The 17,721-nt window shown below is 40.2% G+C and carries 14 protein-coding genes; 3 read left to right on the forward strand and 11 right to left on the reverse strand.

Annotated elements, in window-relative coordinates:
• The first annotated feature begins 78 nt into the window (after positions 1-78).
• A complete protein-coding gene (locus PSF27_RS12460) occupies positions 79-702 on the forward strand; it encodes a GntR family transcriptional regulator (protein ID WP_047756388.1) in 624 nt (207 codons plus the stop codon).
• Positions 703-783: 81 nt separating this feature from the next.
• Here PSF27_RS12460 and PSF27_RS12465 read toward each other — a convergent pair whose 3' ends face one another.
• From PSF27_RS12465 to PSF27_RS12475, 3 genes are all read right to left on the reverse strand, one after another.
• Positions 784-2,040, reverse strand: coding sequence for a nucleoside permease (locus PSF27_RS12465; protein WP_225820420.1), 1,257 nt, complete (start codon positions 2,038-2,040; stop codon positions 784-786).
• Positions 2,037-2,954: a DMT family transporter gene (locus PSF27_RS12470; RefSeq protein WP_272539972.1), complete on the reverse strand. Its 918-nt coding sequence runs from the start codon at positions 2,952-2,954 to the stop codon at positions 2,037-2,039. The genes PSF27_RS12465 and PSF27_RS12470 overlap by 4 nt, the downstream gene beginning before the upstream one ends.
• A 65-nt stretch (positions 2,955-3,019) precedes the next feature.
• Positions 3,020-3,838 (reverse strand): purine-nucleoside phosphorylase, encoded by an 819-nt coding sequence (locus PSF27_RS12475; protein ID WP_206085679.1) that lies wholly within the window; start codon positions 3,836-3,838, stop codon positions 3,020-3,022.
• A 189-nt stretch (positions 3,839-4,027) separates the two neighbouring features.
• On the opposite strand from PSF27_RS12475, the gene PSF27_RS12480 reads away from it, so the two are divergent.
• Both PSF27_RS12480 and thiM read left to right on the forward strand, forming a co-directional pair.
• Positions 4,028-5,230: an ROK family protein gene (locus tag PSF27_RS12480; RefSeq protein WP_272574399.1), complete on the forward strand. Its 1,203-nt coding sequence runs from the start codon at positions 4,028-4,030 to the stop codon at positions 5,228-5,230.
• Between the two features lie 77 nt (positions 5,231-5,307).
• Positions 5,308-6,087, forward strand: coding sequence for a hydroxyethylthiazole kinase (gene thiM / locus PSF27_RS12485; protein WP_272681571.1), 780 nt, complete (start codon positions 5,308-5,310; stop codon positions 6,085-6,087).
• Between the two features lie 28 nt (positions 6,088-6,115).
• On the opposite strand, the gene PSF27_RS12490 is transcribed toward thiM, so the two are convergent.
• The 8 genes from PSF27_RS12490 to uxuA form a co-directional block, all read right to left on the reverse strand.
• Positions 6,116-6,820 carry a lipopolysaccharide core heptose(II) kinase RfaY gene (locus PSF27_RS12490; RefSeq protein ID WP_272681572.1) on the reverse strand — a complete coding sequence of 235 codons (705 nt, stop codon included), beginning with the start codon at positions 6,818-6,820 and terminating at the stop codon, positions 6,116-6,118.
• Between the two features lie 188 nt (positions 6,821-7,008).
• On the reverse strand, positions 7,009-8,175 hold the full coding sequence (locus PSF27_RS12495; RefSeq protein ID WP_272681573.1) for a nucleotide sugar dehydrogenase: 1,167 nt from the start codon (positions 8,173-8,175) through the stop codon (positions 7,009-7,011).
• Positions 8,176-8,219: 44 nt separating this feature from the next.
• Entirely contained in the window at positions 8,220-9,221 is a 1,002-nt protein-coding gene (locus PSF27_RS12500) for an NAD-dependent epimerase (protein WP_272681574.1), read from the reverse strand.
• A 222-nt stretch (positions 9,222-9,443) separates the two neighbouring features.
• On the reverse strand, positions 9,444-11,102 hold the full coding sequence (locus PSF27_RS12505; RefSeq protein WP_272681575.1) for an LTA synthase family protein: 1,659 nt from the start codon (positions 11,100-11,102) through the stop codon (positions 9,444-9,446).
• A gap of 70 nt (positions 11,103-11,172) precedes the next feature.
• On the reverse strand, positions 11,173-13,041 hold the full coding sequence (selB, locus tag PSF27_RS12510; RefSeq protein WP_272681576.1) for a selenocysteine-specific translation elongation factor: 1,869 nt from the start codon (positions 13,039-13,041) through the stop codon (positions 11,173-11,175).
• Positions 13,038-14,429 (reverse strand): L-seryl-tRNA(Sec) selenium transferase, encoded by a 1,392-nt coding sequence (selA, locus tag PSF27_RS12515; RefSeq protein ID WP_272681604.1) that lies wholly within the window; start codon positions 14,427-14,429, stop codon positions 13,038-13,040. The genes selB and selA overlap by 4 nt, the downstream gene beginning before the upstream one ends.
• A gap of 22 nt (positions 14,430-14,451) precedes the next feature.
• Entirely contained in the window at positions 14,452-15,387 is a 936-nt protein-coding gene (gene fdhE, locus PSF27_RS12520) for a formate dehydrogenase accessory protein FdhE (protein WP_206085656.1), read from the reverse strand.
• Between the two features lie 1,138 nt (positions 15,388-16,525).
• On the reverse strand, positions 16,526-17,719 hold the full coding sequence (uxuA, locus tag PSF27_RS12525) for a mannonate dehydratase (RefSeq protein WP_206085654.1): 1,194 nt from the start codon (positions 17,717-17,719) through the stop codon (positions 16,526-16,528).
• Positions 17,720-17,721: the final 2 nt, after the last annotated feature.

The following is a 17,721-nucleotide window of genomic DNA, read 5'->3' on the forward strand; positions in this document are numbered from 1 at the left end:
AAAGTTGGTACTTTACTTGTATACCAATCTATTCCTTTCTATACTCACTGAAATTTCTAATTTTGATACAAGATCCTGATGAAAGATAAACCACTCAGCCAACAAGCCTATACGGCTATTAAACATAAAATTCTCAGTAAGCAGTTTGGCGAGGAAAGCTATACCTCTGAAAACAGCTTAGTTGAAGAACTTGGTATGAGCCGTACTCCAATTCGTGAAGCGCTATATCAGCTACAAAATGAAGGTTTGGTTAAAATTATTCCACGCAAAGGGGTATTTATCCAAAAACTGTCCTTAAAAGAAACGCGGGATAATTATGATTTACGTTTAGCCATTGAGTCTCATGCAATTAAACTCGTCCGTGATTATTTAACTGAGGAACACTTCGCTTGCTTAGATGCGATAATTGAACAGCAAAAAGCGCTACTTGCCGAAAATAATTACCAAGGTTGGATTAAAGAAGATGAGCGCTTTCATCGATTCTTTTTAGAGTTACTCGATAACACTGTCTTTTTAGATTTAGCGGATAATATTCGCCAGCGTGTTTATTTTCAGCCAGACCCCATTTATCGTAATGAATATTACTTTGAGTCTACACGTCAACATCAACAACTTGTCGAACAACTCAAGCAAAAGGCTTTCAGCCAAGCAGAAGAAACTCTGACAGAACATATTCTACGAGGTAAACGTAACTATGTTTAGCGTTGAGTTGCGCCAAAAAGAAAAAGCCAAATTAATGGCTTTCTCTTTTTACGTTTTGTTCGTTATGTTTAACAGATTATCTTAGCTGGCTTTGGCTTCCTTCATTGCCGCGTCTTTATCATGACTATAATGGAAGGTAAATTGGAAAATAATCGCTAAAACAATTGTGTAAGACGAAAAGACCAGCCAAATCATTTGCCAATCTTTAATACCGTCAACAGTATAGTAATCGACAACCAACCCGCTGAGAATTGCACCAAAATAAGCACCGACACCATTCACCATGGTCATAAATAACCCTTGGGCACTCGCACGCATTCGTGTATCGACTTCTCGTTCAATAAATATTGAACCTGAAATATTAAAGAAATCAAATGCACAACCATACACAATCATCGACATGATTAAGAACATCAAACCAATCGCTGATGGATCTCCGAAGGCAAAGAACCCAAACCGCAATGTCCATGCAAACATACTTAATAACATAACGGTTTTAATGCCATAGCGTTTTAAGAAGAATGGAATTGCTAAAATAAAACACACTTCCGCCATTTGCGAGATAGATAATAATATGGAGGGATATTGCACCACTAAACTATCTTGATACAGCGGATTGAGACCAAAATCATGTAAGAACGGGTTACCAAATGTATTGGTTATTTGTAAAACCGCACCAAGCAACATAGCGAATAAGAAAAATACAGCCATTATTGGCTTCTTAAATAACACTAACGCATCTAAGCCTAGCTTGCTCATCCAGCTACTTGAAATGGCTTTTTTATTCACTTCAATTTTAGGTAATGTTAGGGAATATGCGGCTAATAGCAGCGAACATCCCCCTGCTATATATAGTTGCATACTGCTGAGTTCAAATTTTAATAAGCTAATACTCCACATGGCGACAATAAACCCAACCGTTCCAAATACACGAATTGGAGGGAAGTTACTGACCGAATCCAATTGGTATTGGCTTAGTGATGAATAACTAATGGTATTTGAAAGGGCAATTGTCGGCATAAATGCCATCGCATTTATCAACATCACCCAAAACATCACCGATGAGCTGGTGACTGTAGCGGCATAAAATAGTGCAGCTGCCCCTATCAAATGGCAGATCATATATAAGCGATTCGCTGGGATATATTTATCCGCAATAATGCCGATAAGCCCTGGCATTAAAATAGCCGCAATGCCTTTAGAGCTATAAACTAAACCAACTTCAGCACCTGAGAAACTCAAAGTTTTCATCATGTACGAGCCGAGCGTAACTAACCAACTTCCCCAAACAAAATATTGCAGGAAAAGCATGATTTTCAAGCGGGATTTAATGTTCATACAAAGCTCCGTTTGGAGTTACATGTGTTTATTTTTATTTTCAGCTCAGCGATAGCCACCCCCATTAAAATGACGGCAACACCTACAAACTGAATGAATTCGAGGGGTAATTGCAGAACAGTCACTGACAGTAAAATAGTAACGGGCAGCTGCATTGAGCTCACAATGGTCGCTAAGCTTGTACCAATCAGAGGTGTGCCTTTAGCAAACATCCACATACCGAAGAAAGAACCAAAGAAAGCCAGAGGTAATCCATAAGTAAAAAATAGCGATTGAAACGTTGATACACTAAATAAGAATGTTGGTGGCACGATAATAGAGGTCAAGATTGCGCCTCCCGTCACCATAATTGCCGAGCGCATCATCGGATCCGTTTTTACAGCCAATGCGCCACTCACATACACCCGTATCGCATTTGATAATGCTGCACATAATCCTAATAGCACGCCTGCCCAATGAAATACGATATCTTGGCTATTTAATAACCCTGTCGCCAGTATGGTACCAATTAAGATCACTATTACAGAAACAATTGTCATTAATGGTGGTATTTGACGGTTTACGACAGCATTAATCGCCACTCCCATCCATGTAAATTGCAGAAATAGCACCACACCTAATGCTGGGGATAAATACTGCAACGATGCGTAATATAATAACCCCGTTAGGCCCGTCGTCGTCCCCGTTAACAACATCAAAAGACCTTGTTGCCGAGTTGGCCACATTAAGCGAGCTTTTTTCACTAATGCGCCGACAACAACAAAAAACCATAACAAAATTGCACCAAGTACCGTTTGGCTACCGATTACATCATTCAAGGAATAACCTGCGCGATAAGCCAGTACAACTAATGTTGAAAGAATGCCATAACTACAAGCGCCTAAAGAAACTAAAATCAGACCTTTAAATTTCATTTCAATATTCACCTTATTAATAATTACAGCATCTTTATTTTATTTTGAGAAAAAGAGTCTTTAAATTAGAAACGCGCAATCACACCCGTGACGAGTTTCAAGAATGTCGCTTTCACTTTTTCTGCGGTTTCAATCACTTCATCATGACTTAAGGGTTGTTCCAAAATTCCGCATGCCATATTAGTTAAGCAGGAAATTCCTACGGTTTTAATTTGTGAATGATGTGCAACTAATGCTTCTGGTACTGTCGACATACCGACTGCATCAGCCCCTAATGTTCTGATCATGCGAATTTCCGCTGGTGTTTCGTAAGTCGGGCCTGTCCACCATGCGTAAACCCCTTCACGTACAGAAACACCCTGTTCAGAAGCAACATCTTTGATTGTTTGGCGTAACTCTTTGTTGTATACCTCGCTCACATCCAAGAAACGAACACCCAACTCAGGGTTATTCGGCCCCATTAATGGATTATTTGCTGTCAGGTTAATGTGATCGGTAATAATCATCAGGTCACCTGGGTTAAAATCGGTATTTACCGCGCCACAGGCGTTAGTGATAATTAATTTTTCGACACCGAGTGCTTTCATCAAACGCACAGGGAAAGTCACTTGGTCTAATGAAAAACCTTCGTAATAGTGAAAACGGCCTTTCATCGCAACTACCGTTTTGCCAGCAATCGTACCAATCACTAATTCATTCGCATGGCCAACAGCCTCAGACTTAGCAAAATGAGGCACTTCGCTATAAGGAATATGAACCGCATTCTCTAGCGTATCTGCAAATGGGCCCAATCCAGAGCCTAAAATAATCCCAACAGTTGGCTTTAATTCCGTACGTGACTGAATAAATTTCAGGCTTTCTAAAATATCTTTCGTCTGGTGCATGGCTATCTCCAAATTAAAATCGAATACTGATTGTTGAAATCGATCATAGCGTAATTTAGAAACAGAACAGCGATCTTAATCTCATTTTAAGAAAAAGATTTTAGGTATGATGTGCGGCATAATGCAGAACTTTATATATAGATTTGGTAATCTTAAGCCTAATGGTTGGAACGAAAAGGAGTGGGGCGCTTGTTACATACATTATTAAATGAATTTCGCACCTCAAAAAATTCAAAAACACAAAAACTGAAAGTGCTTTACCGATTAGTTCTCAATCACGGGCCAATTCGAGCCGAGATGCTCGCTACACTCGCGAGTATGAAGCCAGCCACCTGTGCAAGATTGCTAGATGAGCTGAGTAAATGCCAATTAATTTCAACCTCTGAGCTGGGTGAATCCACAGGAGGACGTAAGCCCATTTTGTACAGTATCAACCCTGCGGATGGTTACCTTGTTGGTATTGAAATGAGTGATATCTATTCCACCATTGTTTTACAAAACCTAAAACTCGAAATTCTAGGGATGGTGAAAGTCAAATATGAGCACCTTGAAACGGCTGAGAACATGCTCGATCATCTGCTTAGTAAAGTTGACTCCCTCCTTGCAGGACATCAACTAAGTGTAGAAAACCTGCTCGGTATCGGCATTGCTATCGACCATATTTTAGAGCGTGACAAACTCCCCTATCATCAATATAACTCGCGCATCAAAGGGCTCTATAACTACATCACGCAAAAAGTACCGTGCTTTGTGCTACTGGGAAGCGGGATCAGTTTTGCCGCATTCGCCGAATACCGTTTACATTATACGTCTGATAGCCAACGATTTTTATTTACCACCTGCGACACGGACATTCGCAGTTGCACGATCATCAATAATCATTACGCACCCGCACCAATTAGCACTGCGCAGGCATTTGGCCATACAACGATTGATATTAATGGGCAACGCTGTGAATGTGGCTCGTTTGGCTGTTTAAAGCAATACAGCTCGTTGTCCGCCATAAAATCTCGGGTGATCCAACAACTCCGATTAGGTAAAAGCTCGGTCATTAATGATCTTGTTAATAATGAAGCAGATATTAACTACCACACAATTTTCCAAGCGCTGACATTAAACGACACCATTTGTCTCGAAGCTCTTGAAGAAGCGGCTTATTATTATGGAATCGCTATCGCGAATGCTATTTTAACGACTCAAGCAGATGTCGTTGTTTGTGGTGGAACCTTAACACCAAAAAATCATTTCTTTGAGATGACGAAAAAGTCCGTTGAAGAAAAATTAGCCGCCTTCCCTCATATCAAAACACGTATTTATGCAGCTAATGACTCTTATGAAATTGTCGCACAAGGTGCTGGGGGAATGGTAATGGAAAATTACCTTTCAGATTAACGACTTCTTTCATTAAGAGGGATAGAGTGTAGAATAAATCCACTATTTTATACTCTATCACGCAAAATGAGGGGATCATGATCGAATTTGAACATATCAACGATGCTGTAATATCACCGATATTACAGCAACTTCACAGCAAATCTCCTCTCGTTCACTGCATGACCAATGATGTCGTTCAAACCTTTACCGCAAATGTTCTGTTAGCGCTAAATTGTTCCCCTGCCATGGTCATTGAACCTGAAGAAGCTGAGCAATTTGCTGCCATAGCAAACAGTTTATTAATTAATGTGGGAACACTCACGACGGATAGGCAACAAGCAATGAAACGCGCTGTACATAGTGCAAATACCGCGGAAAAACCTTGGGTTCTTGACCCTGTAGCTGTTGGTGCTCTCACTTTTCGTACCCGCTTCTGTCATGAGCTTCTTGGCCTTAAACCTGCTGCAATTCGGGGCAATGCATCCGAAATTATGGCATTAGCAGGTAACAGTCTCGGTGGTCGAGGGGTAGACTCCCTAAACTCCACAAATGATGCCCTTCCTGCAGCAAAATCACTGGCCAAACAAGCGAACACCATTGTCGCCATCAGTGGCGAAATTGATTATGTCACTGATGGCAAACGCACAATTGCTATCGCAGGCGGGGATATTTTAATGACTCGCGTAGTTGGGACGGGATGCGCACTATCCGCTGTCGTTGCCGCTAGCTGTGCGCTATCTGGTGATAGGCTACAACATGTTGCAACCGCTTGTGCACTAATGAAACAGGCAGGGGAAACAGCGACACATCGCTGTCGCGGTACTGGTAGCTTTATCCCTGAGTTTTTAGATGCACTTTATCAATTAAACCCATAAATTCACCGATAAGAAAACTCAATTTAGTCTATAACCGAGTTTTCTTACCTCGCAACTTTCTAGACCAATGGCGAAAGTTATCCCTAAAACGAATAAACCGATAAGCCCCGTTTTTTTTGTCTGGCTCAATACCATAAAAACGTTTTAAGGCGATTAAATCATTTGCTTTACATATGGTTAAATTTCCGTAATCAGACAAATCAATCACTTTCAGTCCATTCTCTGTCAAAACAAAGTTTCCTGCATGAATGTCATTAGAAGATAAACCATAGCGATGAAGTTGGTCGATAACCGATTTCATTTCAGCATAATAAGGTGTTAGATCATCCAATTCTGATAGGACAGTTCCTTCAACATATTCAGCAATAATCCACGTTTCAACTGATTCGCGGCATTGCATTTTTTCTGCCACAAAATAGATGTCATTTGTAACAGTGCAGCCCTGATTTTGTGCGGAGACTAAACGCATTAATAAACGTGAATAAAATGGGCCAGATAACATACGCATTACTCTTTTTTCAATGCGTTTATCCCGCTCTTTTTCACATTTGATAATATAATTTTGGCCATTTAGTTGAATACGTTCGACACTTCGTTCTGTATTTCCACTGCCTAAATCTTTACCAACAATTCGTCCATCAATATAGTCAGTCATGACTTGCCAAAAATCAATTTCACCTGCTTTTTGGTAAGTTATGAAGTCACCTCTTTGTTTTTTTATAATTTTTTGCATGACAGAGCGCCCGCTTTTTAATCAATCGGCGGATGCTAACAAATGAAAAAAGACATTTCTTAGCGATTCTTGCAAAAATGGTTCAAAAATAAAGAAGTTGTGGAATACCGCACAAAATGAGCGGTTTTTAGGAAGGAAAAGGTGAAAAATAGGCTGGCAAACTGCCAACCCATTCTTACTATTAATATTTAGTCATTACCAAATAAATCACGGGTATACACTTTGTCTGCCACATCTTCGATTTCAGGCACCATACGGTTAGCCAAAATGATGTCGCATTGAGCTTTAAATTCCGCTAAATCATTGACCACTTTTGAACGGAAAAACTCGGTTTCTTTCATCACAGGCTCATACACCACCACTTCAATGCCTTTGGCTTTGATGCGCTTCATGATGCCCTGCACCGCAGAAGCACGGAAATTATCTGAACCGGCTTTCATCACTAAGCGATAGACACCAACTTTACGTGGTGCTTTGGCAATAATTGCGTCCGAAATGAAGTCTTTACGCGTGCGGTTGGATTCGACAATCGCGTTAATCAGGTTGTTCGGCACATCATCGTAGTTAGCCAGCAATTGCTTGGTATCTTTCGGTAAACAATAACCGCCGTAACCGAATGATGGGTTGTTATAATGGCTGCCAATACGTGGGTCTAACGAAACACCTTCAATAATTTGGCGTGCATTTAAACCGCGGCTTTCTGCGTAAGTGTCTAGCTCATTAAAATACGCCACGCGCATCGCTAAGTAAGTGTTAGCGAACAACTTAATGGCTTCGGCTTCAGTTCCATCCGTGAATAACACAGGAACGTCTTTTTTGATGGCACCTTCCAGCAACAAATCGGCAAAAATCTGCGCGCGCTCAGAGCGCTCACCGACCACAATACGGGACGGATGAAGGTTATCCCACAATGCGCGGCCCTCACGTAGAAATTCGGGGGAGAAAATCACGTTGGTGTAGCCAAATTCTTCCCGCAAACGTGCGGTAAAACCGACAGGAATGGTCGATTTCACGATAATCGTGGCGGTTGGGTTGATTTTATTTACATCATGAATAACCGATTCCACCGATTTAGTATTGAAATAGTTAGTTTTTGGGTCATAGTCTGTTGGCGTAGCAACAATAACGTACTGCGCACCCGTATAAGCTTCCACTTTATCTTCCGTGGCGCGGAAATGCAGTGTTTTTTCCGTTAAAAACTGCTCAATCTCCGTGTCGACAATGGGTGATTGGTGGTTGTTCAACATCGCCACTTTTTCGGGAATGATGTCCACAGCAACCACTTCGTGGTGTTGTGACAGTAACATGGCGTTAGATAGACCGACGTAGCCAGTCCCTGCGATTGCTATTTTCAAACTTGCCTCTCAAATCCTGCTACGGATATTACAGGTTGTTGATATTATTGATGGTAATAAGAACGATACCAATCAACAAACGCCTGAACACCCTGTTCAATAGAAACCTGTGGGCGATAACCTATTACATTAAACAGGTCTTCAGTATCTGCCCACGTTGTGTACACATCCCCAGCTTGCATCGGTAAAAAGTTTTTAATTGCTTCTTTTCCAAGGGCTTTTTCTAACGCAGAAATAAACTCAATCAACTTAACGGGCTGGCCGTTACCAATATTATAGATGCGATACGGTGCGCTGCTTTGCGCTGGTGATGTCGAATGATTGTTTGGGTCTGCTTGAGGGATTATATCGGAAATTCGTATCACCCCTTCGACAATATCATCAACAAAAGTGAAATCACGGCTCAGATTGCCGTTATTATAAACATCAATAGCTTCGCCCGCTAAAATGGCTTTAGTAAATTTAAATAACGCCATATCAGGACGTCCCCATGGCCCATATACCGTAAAGAAGCGCAAACCTGTTGTTGGCAACTGATATAGGTGTGAATAGGAATGGGACATTAATTCATTGGCTTTCTTTGTTGCGGCATACAATGAAATGGGGTGATCTGTAGGCATGTCCGTGGTAAATGGCGCATTATCCGTCACACCGTATACAGAACTAGAAGAAGCATACACCAGATGCTTCACTTTCGCTTGACGGCAGCCTTCTAAAATCGATAAATGCCCAGTTAAGTTGCTGTCCGCGTAAGCAAATGGATTTTCTAACGAGTAACGCACACCAGCTTGAGCGGCAAGGTGGATCACTCGGTCAAACTGCTCTTGGGTACATAGTACTCTGACCGTTTCACGATCCGTCAAATCAAGGTGAATAAAGCGAAATAAGGGGTGTTGCTCTAATAAATGTAAACGAGATTGTTTAAGGCCCTGATCGTAATAGGCATTTAGGTTATCAATTCCAACGACTTCATGCCCATTTTCTAATAAACGCTGACACAATCTAAAACCAATAAAACCCGCACTTCCCGTGACCAAGTATTTCATATTTATCGTCTTCTAGCATTAAACCATTCACAAAGCTCAATAGAGCACCAAGTTTCACAGAAAAAATTAACTTAATTTAAGACAAAAAAAACAGTGAATGGTTTTATGGTTAGAATAATAATGTGTAAAAAAGCAGTGAATTTTAAGGAAGTATTAAGATTTCAAAAATAGACATAAAAGAAAGCCGCAAGTTTGCTCCAACCTGCGGCCAATCATCACAATTTATTGAGTACCGCTTTTATCTGCCGCTTCCAATGTGCGATAAATGTAATTACGGTAACTATCTAACAATTTTTGGTCTTCACAATCATTGAGCTTACCATCACATAAATGACGCATTTTGATATTTGCTTCATAGAATGGAGAAATCTTTAAGTTTGCTCTTTCCAGCAAAATTCCACCCAAGAATGAAATATCGGTTAATTCCCCTGTTTTGATTGCAGTACCTGATTTTAAATTGTCCCGCAATGTAAATTGCGTTAAATACGCAGGGGATGAAAATGGTGAATCGTACTGATTTAGGCTAATACCTGGTTGATGATCCCCAAAATATAAAAACATTAACGGGCGGTCGCGCTTATCAATAAACTCAGCGAAATCTCGCATCGCCCCATCGGACGCGGTAATTTTTTCCATATAGTGGCTAAATTCACCAGCTGCATCTTGATGCTTAATTTTATCTTTTATACCGAAATCATCACTATGTGTTTCTTTATAAGGCCCATGTTCATACATGGTTAAAGAGAAAATAAAGACTGGCTTATCCGTTTCTTTTGCTAAGATTTCTTTGACGTACTTCAGCATGTCGTCCGTGCTAATAGTCCATAGATTATCTTGTAATTTCCCTGGGTAGCCAAGTTCCTGGGGCTGAATAATTCTATCCACACCTAATGTTTCATATGCATGACCCGAATGATAAGCCCCTTTATTAAATGGCGTCAGCACAACAGTATAATAACCATTGGCTTTCATTTCTTTAAATAAGCTATTTTTCAAGTTATCGACAATAAAGTAAAACACACCACTTTTTTGTGCCCCGAAATCATCACTATTTAACCCAGTTAACGCTGAAAACTCAGATAACCAAGTGCCACCTCCAAAGGTTTGGACTCGCATTTGACTATGAGCAATGACCCCTGCATCCTGCTGGAACATAAATAAATTAGGGAGTTTCGTGCCTTCTGGCAAATCATAAATGTGCGGGTCAACCGTTGATTCTTGCAGTAATAAAACAATGTCTGGCTTTTCTGACGAGGTGCTATTGTTTAATGAGACTGTCGCCGCTTTTTCGATAAAGTAGTCAGCGGTACCCACAAACTCAGGAGATTGGTAACTGGAATTTTTTGCGGACATAATGATATTAGTCACAGTCCCGCGGCCTTTTGGCAACGTCTGGGACCATCGGTCATAATAATGGGAGCTAGCAAAATTAGCGCCAAAATAACCCACAACAACCAGTATCACACCTAAAATGCGTGAAACATGTGATTTGCTCGACTTAATTAAACGCCAACTAATGGCACCATTAACGACCAGTAGAATTAATAGCCCAACTAGCGCAACACCTGCTAACCAATAATGGCTTAACGTGCCCATATTAGAGGTGTCTGTCATAATATTAATATCAGTGAAGAAAAGCTGTTCTTTGTAATAATGGACTTTTAACTGATTTAGGAATTTTATGATAATAAACAGGGTACTGGTAATTACGACAGAAAATAACCAGCGTGCGGTTAATACCATTAAAATACCAAATAACACAGCATATACACTGAGCGATATGAGAGCAGGATAAATCACGCTACCTTTCTCAAACACCAAGAAAAGAGAGCCAATAAAAATCAATGCTAGATAAAAGCCTGCAAATAACTTTTTCTTCATCAGTTTTACCACAAGTTTAATATGAGGGGTTTGCTATGAGGCACCACTATAGCGGATCAAAACACTCAATTTATTCAACGAAAATGCCTTTATCTCGTAAATAGTGACCATCGCCTTTACGACGAGTAAAACCGCTTTTGTCAAAAAACTCAAGAATTTGTATCGCAAGTTTTCGACCAATCCCTAACTCATTACGAAAATCAGCAGCAAAAATGACGTCATTTTCCAAACAATGACGGTGGATTAGTGATGCGAAATGATTAATTTGCTCATGGCTATAATAACGATCACGAACAATAGCGGTAATTAACCCCATTTGAGCCGCTTTTTTGAGTACTCGGCGCATAGCCTCTTCTTCATGCCCAGTTTCTACTGCTAAATCACGTACCCACCATGCCTCATTGCGCGTCAATAAAGGGAAAATTTGTTGCCAAATCACTTCCTGCTGGGCATCAAAAATAAGTCCATGCTGCGGCATATGCAACCAACCGCGCGTTTGCTTAATCGTTCCATTTTCAATCAAGTCATTAATTAATTTGAAAACTAACGCATCACTCATTGAAGGCAGTGCCATACGTTTTAAACGCGCTTTTCCAACGCCTATCTGGTCGCTATGTACTTCATTAAATTTTTCAAGAGTTTGAATTAATCGGTCTTTCGCAGTTTGTGCTTTAAACGCAGAGAGAACGCTATTTCCAACATGTTCTGCATCCGTTTGCACTAATATGTTTTCAAGTGCATCACCTGTTAACTGCCTAGCCCAACCATAATCTTGTAGGTTTAATTCACCTTGAGGAAGTTGCAACTTGAAATGCGTTAGCTCATCATCTTCTTTCGACAATAAAGCTAACCAATCTAAAAATTCTGGAAGGCGCTTTCCTCGACGAGGAGAGGTTAATCTGAGCACTCTAGCCCCCCCTAATGTTTGGCGGGCACTGATATCTCGAATAATCAATCGGTCATTATCAGCTAACCATAATGGGGTATCTAAAATTAACTCGGCAAGAACAGGTGTTTCCCCTTGCTCAACCAATAAAGAAACTCGCCCAGTGATATGACTAGCACCATGGTATAAGTGGACAGGCTGCCAATGCTTAATTAGCGAGTCACACTCCAGTTCAACAATCACACGATTAGCAATAAATGCAGGTTTTTCGGCCAGTAACCAATCACCTCGGGTGATATCTTCTTTATCAATATCACCTGAAAGATTTAATGCAACACGGTCACCCGCCTGTGCAAAATCTGCAGGTTGATTTTGCCGATGGATCCCCCTAACGCGCACTTGCTTATCTGCGCCTGTCACCCACAATGAGCCGCCGACTTGAACTTGGCCTGCAAGGGCCGTTCCTGTAACAACAATCCCTGCGCCTTTAACATGGAAAACACGGTCTATCGCTAAGCGAAAACGGCGTTGTAAATTTTCATGTGTTCCACTTTGCTGATGTAACTGCTGCAAGTATTCGCGTAATGCATCAATACCGCGCCCATCTAGGGTCGAGGTGATAAACAAAGTCGCATTAGGCCAACCTTGTTGAGATAATTCAGCTTTAACCTGTTCAGCCACCTGTTCGATACGTAAATCATCAGCGCGGTCTGCTTTCGTTAAAATAACCGTAAGATCTTGGCAACCTGCAAGCCTTAAAATAGACAAGTGCTCAAGAGTTTGCGCCATCACGCCATCATCACACGCCACGACAAGAAGTGCATGATTAATCCCGCCGATTCCCGCCAACATATTAGCTAAGAACTTTTCATGCCCTGGAACATCAATAAAACCAATAGCACTACCATCACGTTGAGGCCAATAGGCATAGCCCAAATCGATAGTCATCCCACGCTTTTTCTCTTCAGGAAGATGCGCAGTGTTTATGCCTGTAATTAGTTGAATTAATGATGTTTTTCCATGGTCAACATGGCCTGCAGTTGCGAAAATCATGAAAGTAAAACCTGTAATAATGTATGTTCATCATCGAGGCAGCGCAAATCTAGCCACAGTTTCCCATCTTTCATTCGTCCAATCACAGGTTCAGATAGTTGACGCCAATGAGACGCTAACTGCTCCAATGTACCGCCTTTACCATTGAGAGGCGCAAAGGTAATCGCAAAGCTTGGCAATCTATCAATAGGTAATGAGCCACTACCAATTTGTGACAAGCAAGGTTCAATTTCAACGATAAACTTGTCACCATAGAATGCCTGTAAAGCCACTAACACATTATCTGCACTACGACGAATTGTCTCAGGGTCACGCGTTAACCAACGTAATGTCGGTAAATCATTAGTCAGTTTTTCAGGGGTAAGATAGAGCTTTAATGTCGCTTCCAGTGCCGCTAACGTCATTTTGTCGACTCGCAATGCACGTTTTAACGGATGTTTTTGTATAGCATCGATCCATTTTTTCTTTCCAAGAATGATACCTGCTTGTGGGCCTCCTAGCAGTTTATCTCCTGAAATAGAAACCAAATCAATACCTTGAGTGAGATAAGTATGAGGCATAGGCTCCTCAGGCAAACCATATGCCGTCATATCAATCATGGAACCACTGCCTAAATCAATTGCTGTGGGAAGCTGGTATTTTTTGCCTAACTCAGCCAGTTCATGACCTTCAACCTCAGCGGTGAAGCCTTCAATGCTATAGTTACTGGTATGCACCTTCATTAATAGTGCGGTGTGCTCATTAATCGCATTTTCGTAATCACGTAAGTGAGTACGATTAGTGGTACCCACTTCAACCAGTTGGCAACCCGCTTGAGACATTACATCTGGCACACGAAAAGCACCGCCAATTTCAACCAACTCACCGCGAGAAACAATCACTTGCTGACCATTTGCCACCGTTGCAAGCAACAATAAAACTGCTGCGGCATTATTATTTACAATACAAGCATCCTCTGCGCCTGTGAGCTCGCAAAGTAAGTCTGCAATTGCGCGATCCCGATGACCACGCATTGCGCCATCAAGAGAATATTCTAATGTGACAGATGAACTCATCGCTTTGCTAACTGCGTCAATCGCTGTTTTGGACATCACTGCTCGCCCAAGATTGGTATGCAAAACCGTTCCCGTTAGATTAAAGACATTTTTTAATGCACTTTGGCCTAATTCATCGTGGCGTTTAGCGAGTTCTTTTAGCCAGTCAATATGCCAATCTGGTAGCTGTCCCTGCTGAGAGATACACTTTCGCGCTTGTTCCTGCATTTCACGTAAACACGTGGTGACCCAATGCAACCCCGACTGTTCAACCAATATTTGCACTTCATCAAGCTGCAATAGTTTGTCAATTGAGGGTAATTGTCGATATAACGCTAAGTTTGCTTCCACCATAGTCACTATTCTCTTTTACAACTTACTTTTCGCCAGGAAACAGGAATGGGTTAATACTGCTACGAGCAAAGCCTTCTTCTTCCATACGAGCATCAAGAATAATTGAGGCTAAATCATCCGCAACGGCTTCCACTTTGGCTTCTTTTTCTTGGTAAAGAATTTTAAGATAACTGCCGCAATCGCCGCAACTTTCCGCCTTCACCGCCGCATTTTCATCATCAAGAGACCAATAGTTTAACTTACCTGTTTGCTCGCAATTGCTGCACTTCACTCTCACCATGTGCCATTCAGTTTCACACAAGTTACAGTGTAAATAGCGTAGACCTTGAGAAGTCCCAATTTGAACGATGCTAGAAACAGGCATGCTATTACACACAGGGCAAAAATGACGATGATCACCGTGTTCTGCACGCGCTTTACCTGGAATATTCGCCGCCATTTGCGCCCAATAAACAGAAAGCGCGGCCCAGATAAACATAGACTTATCTGCAGGTACCTTTTCAAACTCTTCATTTAATAACGCTGTTGCCATGGCCTCTAATTCATTTTCAGATGCCTTATCTAAATTTTCGAGCGCTGGACGTACAGATTCAGGAACAACTGGCATTAATTCTGCAATTATTGATTTTAATAATTTATGCCAATGTGTTGTACGAGGCAGCGTTTTAGCATCCAACGGCGGATTATTAGTATGAATTGAACGCTCTAAAACTACTGTCATATCAATATCTAGTGGATTATCATGCTGTGCATTATGTTGTGCAGTTGCCACTTCAGCTGCAAAGCTAAGATAATCAGCAAAAGGATGTTCCCCAATACCTAGCTCTTTCAGTCTCTCAGCTCGACGTTGGTATAAGCTTTTTAAGTTAGGGAACAGTACTGGCGGAATAAAACCAATGCCTTTTTCTTTTAATCTTTCTTGTCCTAACTCTTCTTTAGGAACGATACGAATACCCATTGCATTCTCACTTTTCTATTTTCTGAACGATTTTTTGAGCATATAGGGTAAGCCTATACACAAATTTATCATTCCTATTTTATGCCATCAGCAAAAATTGCTGCTATTAACTGCTCAGGATAAAACAAATTTGGTTGGGTCGCTACCTTAACCCCTTTGTATCAATACGGGTATTTGATCTGATAAGGGTTTTGCGGACAACTAAAGAAAAAACACCGACAAATTTACCTTAAAGAATCGGCAATTATGATATTGAGTAATCGATAAAAATCCGTTTTTGAAGTATGGATTATGCCTATTTCAATGCTATAAATTATCGAAGCACTCTAACCTGTGAAGTTCATAAAATTTTAATAATATCAAAATTATTAATCATTCAATAAATACAGTTAAATAAAATTTCGTTTTAATCAGTAATAATAAATTATTACAGAGAAAGAAAATAAAGAGAAACAACTCACGTATTGTTAATTTTACGTCCAAATCACTCAATTTTATTTCTTATCTAATTATAGTGAAATCAAAAATATAGTTAAACCAACATTAGCAATCTAATGCTTTTATAATAATATTAATTGCATTTTTTATCGTAATACATTATCAATGGTCTGATAACCTAACTTATAATCTACCAACCAACTAAGGACAGTTATATTTTTCTCAAAATAATTAAACCAATTTATTTCTCTGACTAAAAATAGTTCACTAAATCAATCGGATGAACCTATCAACGTCACATCCTTAGGGATATCGCAAGGTTTAATTTTACTCGATAAAAGCTTGGAAAGAACATGTTAGTAGAAAAACAAACTACTTATTTCAGACGATAGCATTGCGTTATTTAATAAAATCCCGCCCACAATGAGAGTATAAATAAAATATTAAATAACAATATATTAATATTAGATAACTTGAAAAATTAACGGGGTTACTATTAGGGAAAATTCAGTCATAATAAAAACACAGCATTAAATTTGGCAATATTTTACCAAGATATCATAGATGGGGTGCTAAATTTTAATTTAAAACCGTATTTATATACGCGACCAGTTTATCTTGATCGCGTATATTTAAGTATATCTAACTATTCGATAGTTCAATAATGCCAAATCATCAAAGCAAGCATTATGAAGATAAATTATGCTTTTAATAACTCAGGATAATACATCCGCTTAAGTGCTAGCTCTAATCCCCGTACTTCCGCCAGTCCTTTTAAACGACCAATCGCTGAGTAACCTGGGTTTGTAACTTTCTTTAGGTCATCCAAAATTTGGTGACCATGGTCAGGACGCATTGGAATAGGTGGTAAACCCGCCTCATTGCGTTTTTGTTCAATCGCTAAAATCGCTTTAACGACTTCGAACATGTCGACATCACCCGCAATGTGGTTCCCTTCATGGAAAGTATTTGGGTTTTCTTCTCTCACCGTTGAACGCAAATGTGTAAAATGAATACGATCCCCAAATGTATTAATCATTTTCACAAGGTCGTTATCTGCGCGTACACCATATGAGCCTGTACACATCGTAAAACCATTATGAATACTATCGCAGCTTTCTTTAATAAACTGCATATCTTCAATTGTTGAAACAATACGTGGTAAACCTAAAATAGGGCGTGGTGGGTCATCAGGGTGAATTGCTAATACAACATTTTCTTCTTCACAGACAGGTACGATTTTCTGCAAGAAATAACGTAAGTTTTCACGCAATTGGTTTTTATCAATATCATTATACAATGCTAAGCGCTCACGGAATTGGTCTAATGTATAGCCCTCTTCTGCTCCAGGTAGCCCTGCAATAATGGTTTTAATTAAATTATCAATATCGTCGGATGACATTGCCGCATAATATTCAGCCGCCTCTTTAACTTCTTGTTCTGAATAACTTGCTGCTGCATTTTCACGTTTTAAAATATGAATTTCAAATGCTGCAAACGCGATATTATCAAAGCGTAATGCTTTAGAACCATCAGGCAACGTATAGCCAAGGTCGGTACGCGTCCAATCAAGAATTGGCATGAAGTTATAGCAAATTGTTTTAATGCCACATGAGGCTAAATTGCGAATACTTTGCTGATAATTCTGAATATATTTTTCGAAATCACCCTGTTGGGTTTTAATATCTTCGTGAACAGGGATGCTTTCAACAACAGACCAAACTAAACCAGCGTCCTCAATGATAGCCTTACGCTTTACGATTTCCTCAACACTCCAAACAACACCGTTTGGAATATGATGGAGAGCAGAGACGATCCCTGTCGCCTCAGCTTGCCTTGCATCACTTAAAGAAACTGGGTCATTAGGCCCATACCAACGCCACGTATGCTCCATGA

It is taken from the genome of Providencia sp. PROV129, from assembly GCF_028482245.1.
GTDB lineage: Bacteria > Pseudomonadota > Gammaproteobacteria > Enterobacterales > Enterobacteriaceae > Providencia > Providencia vermicola.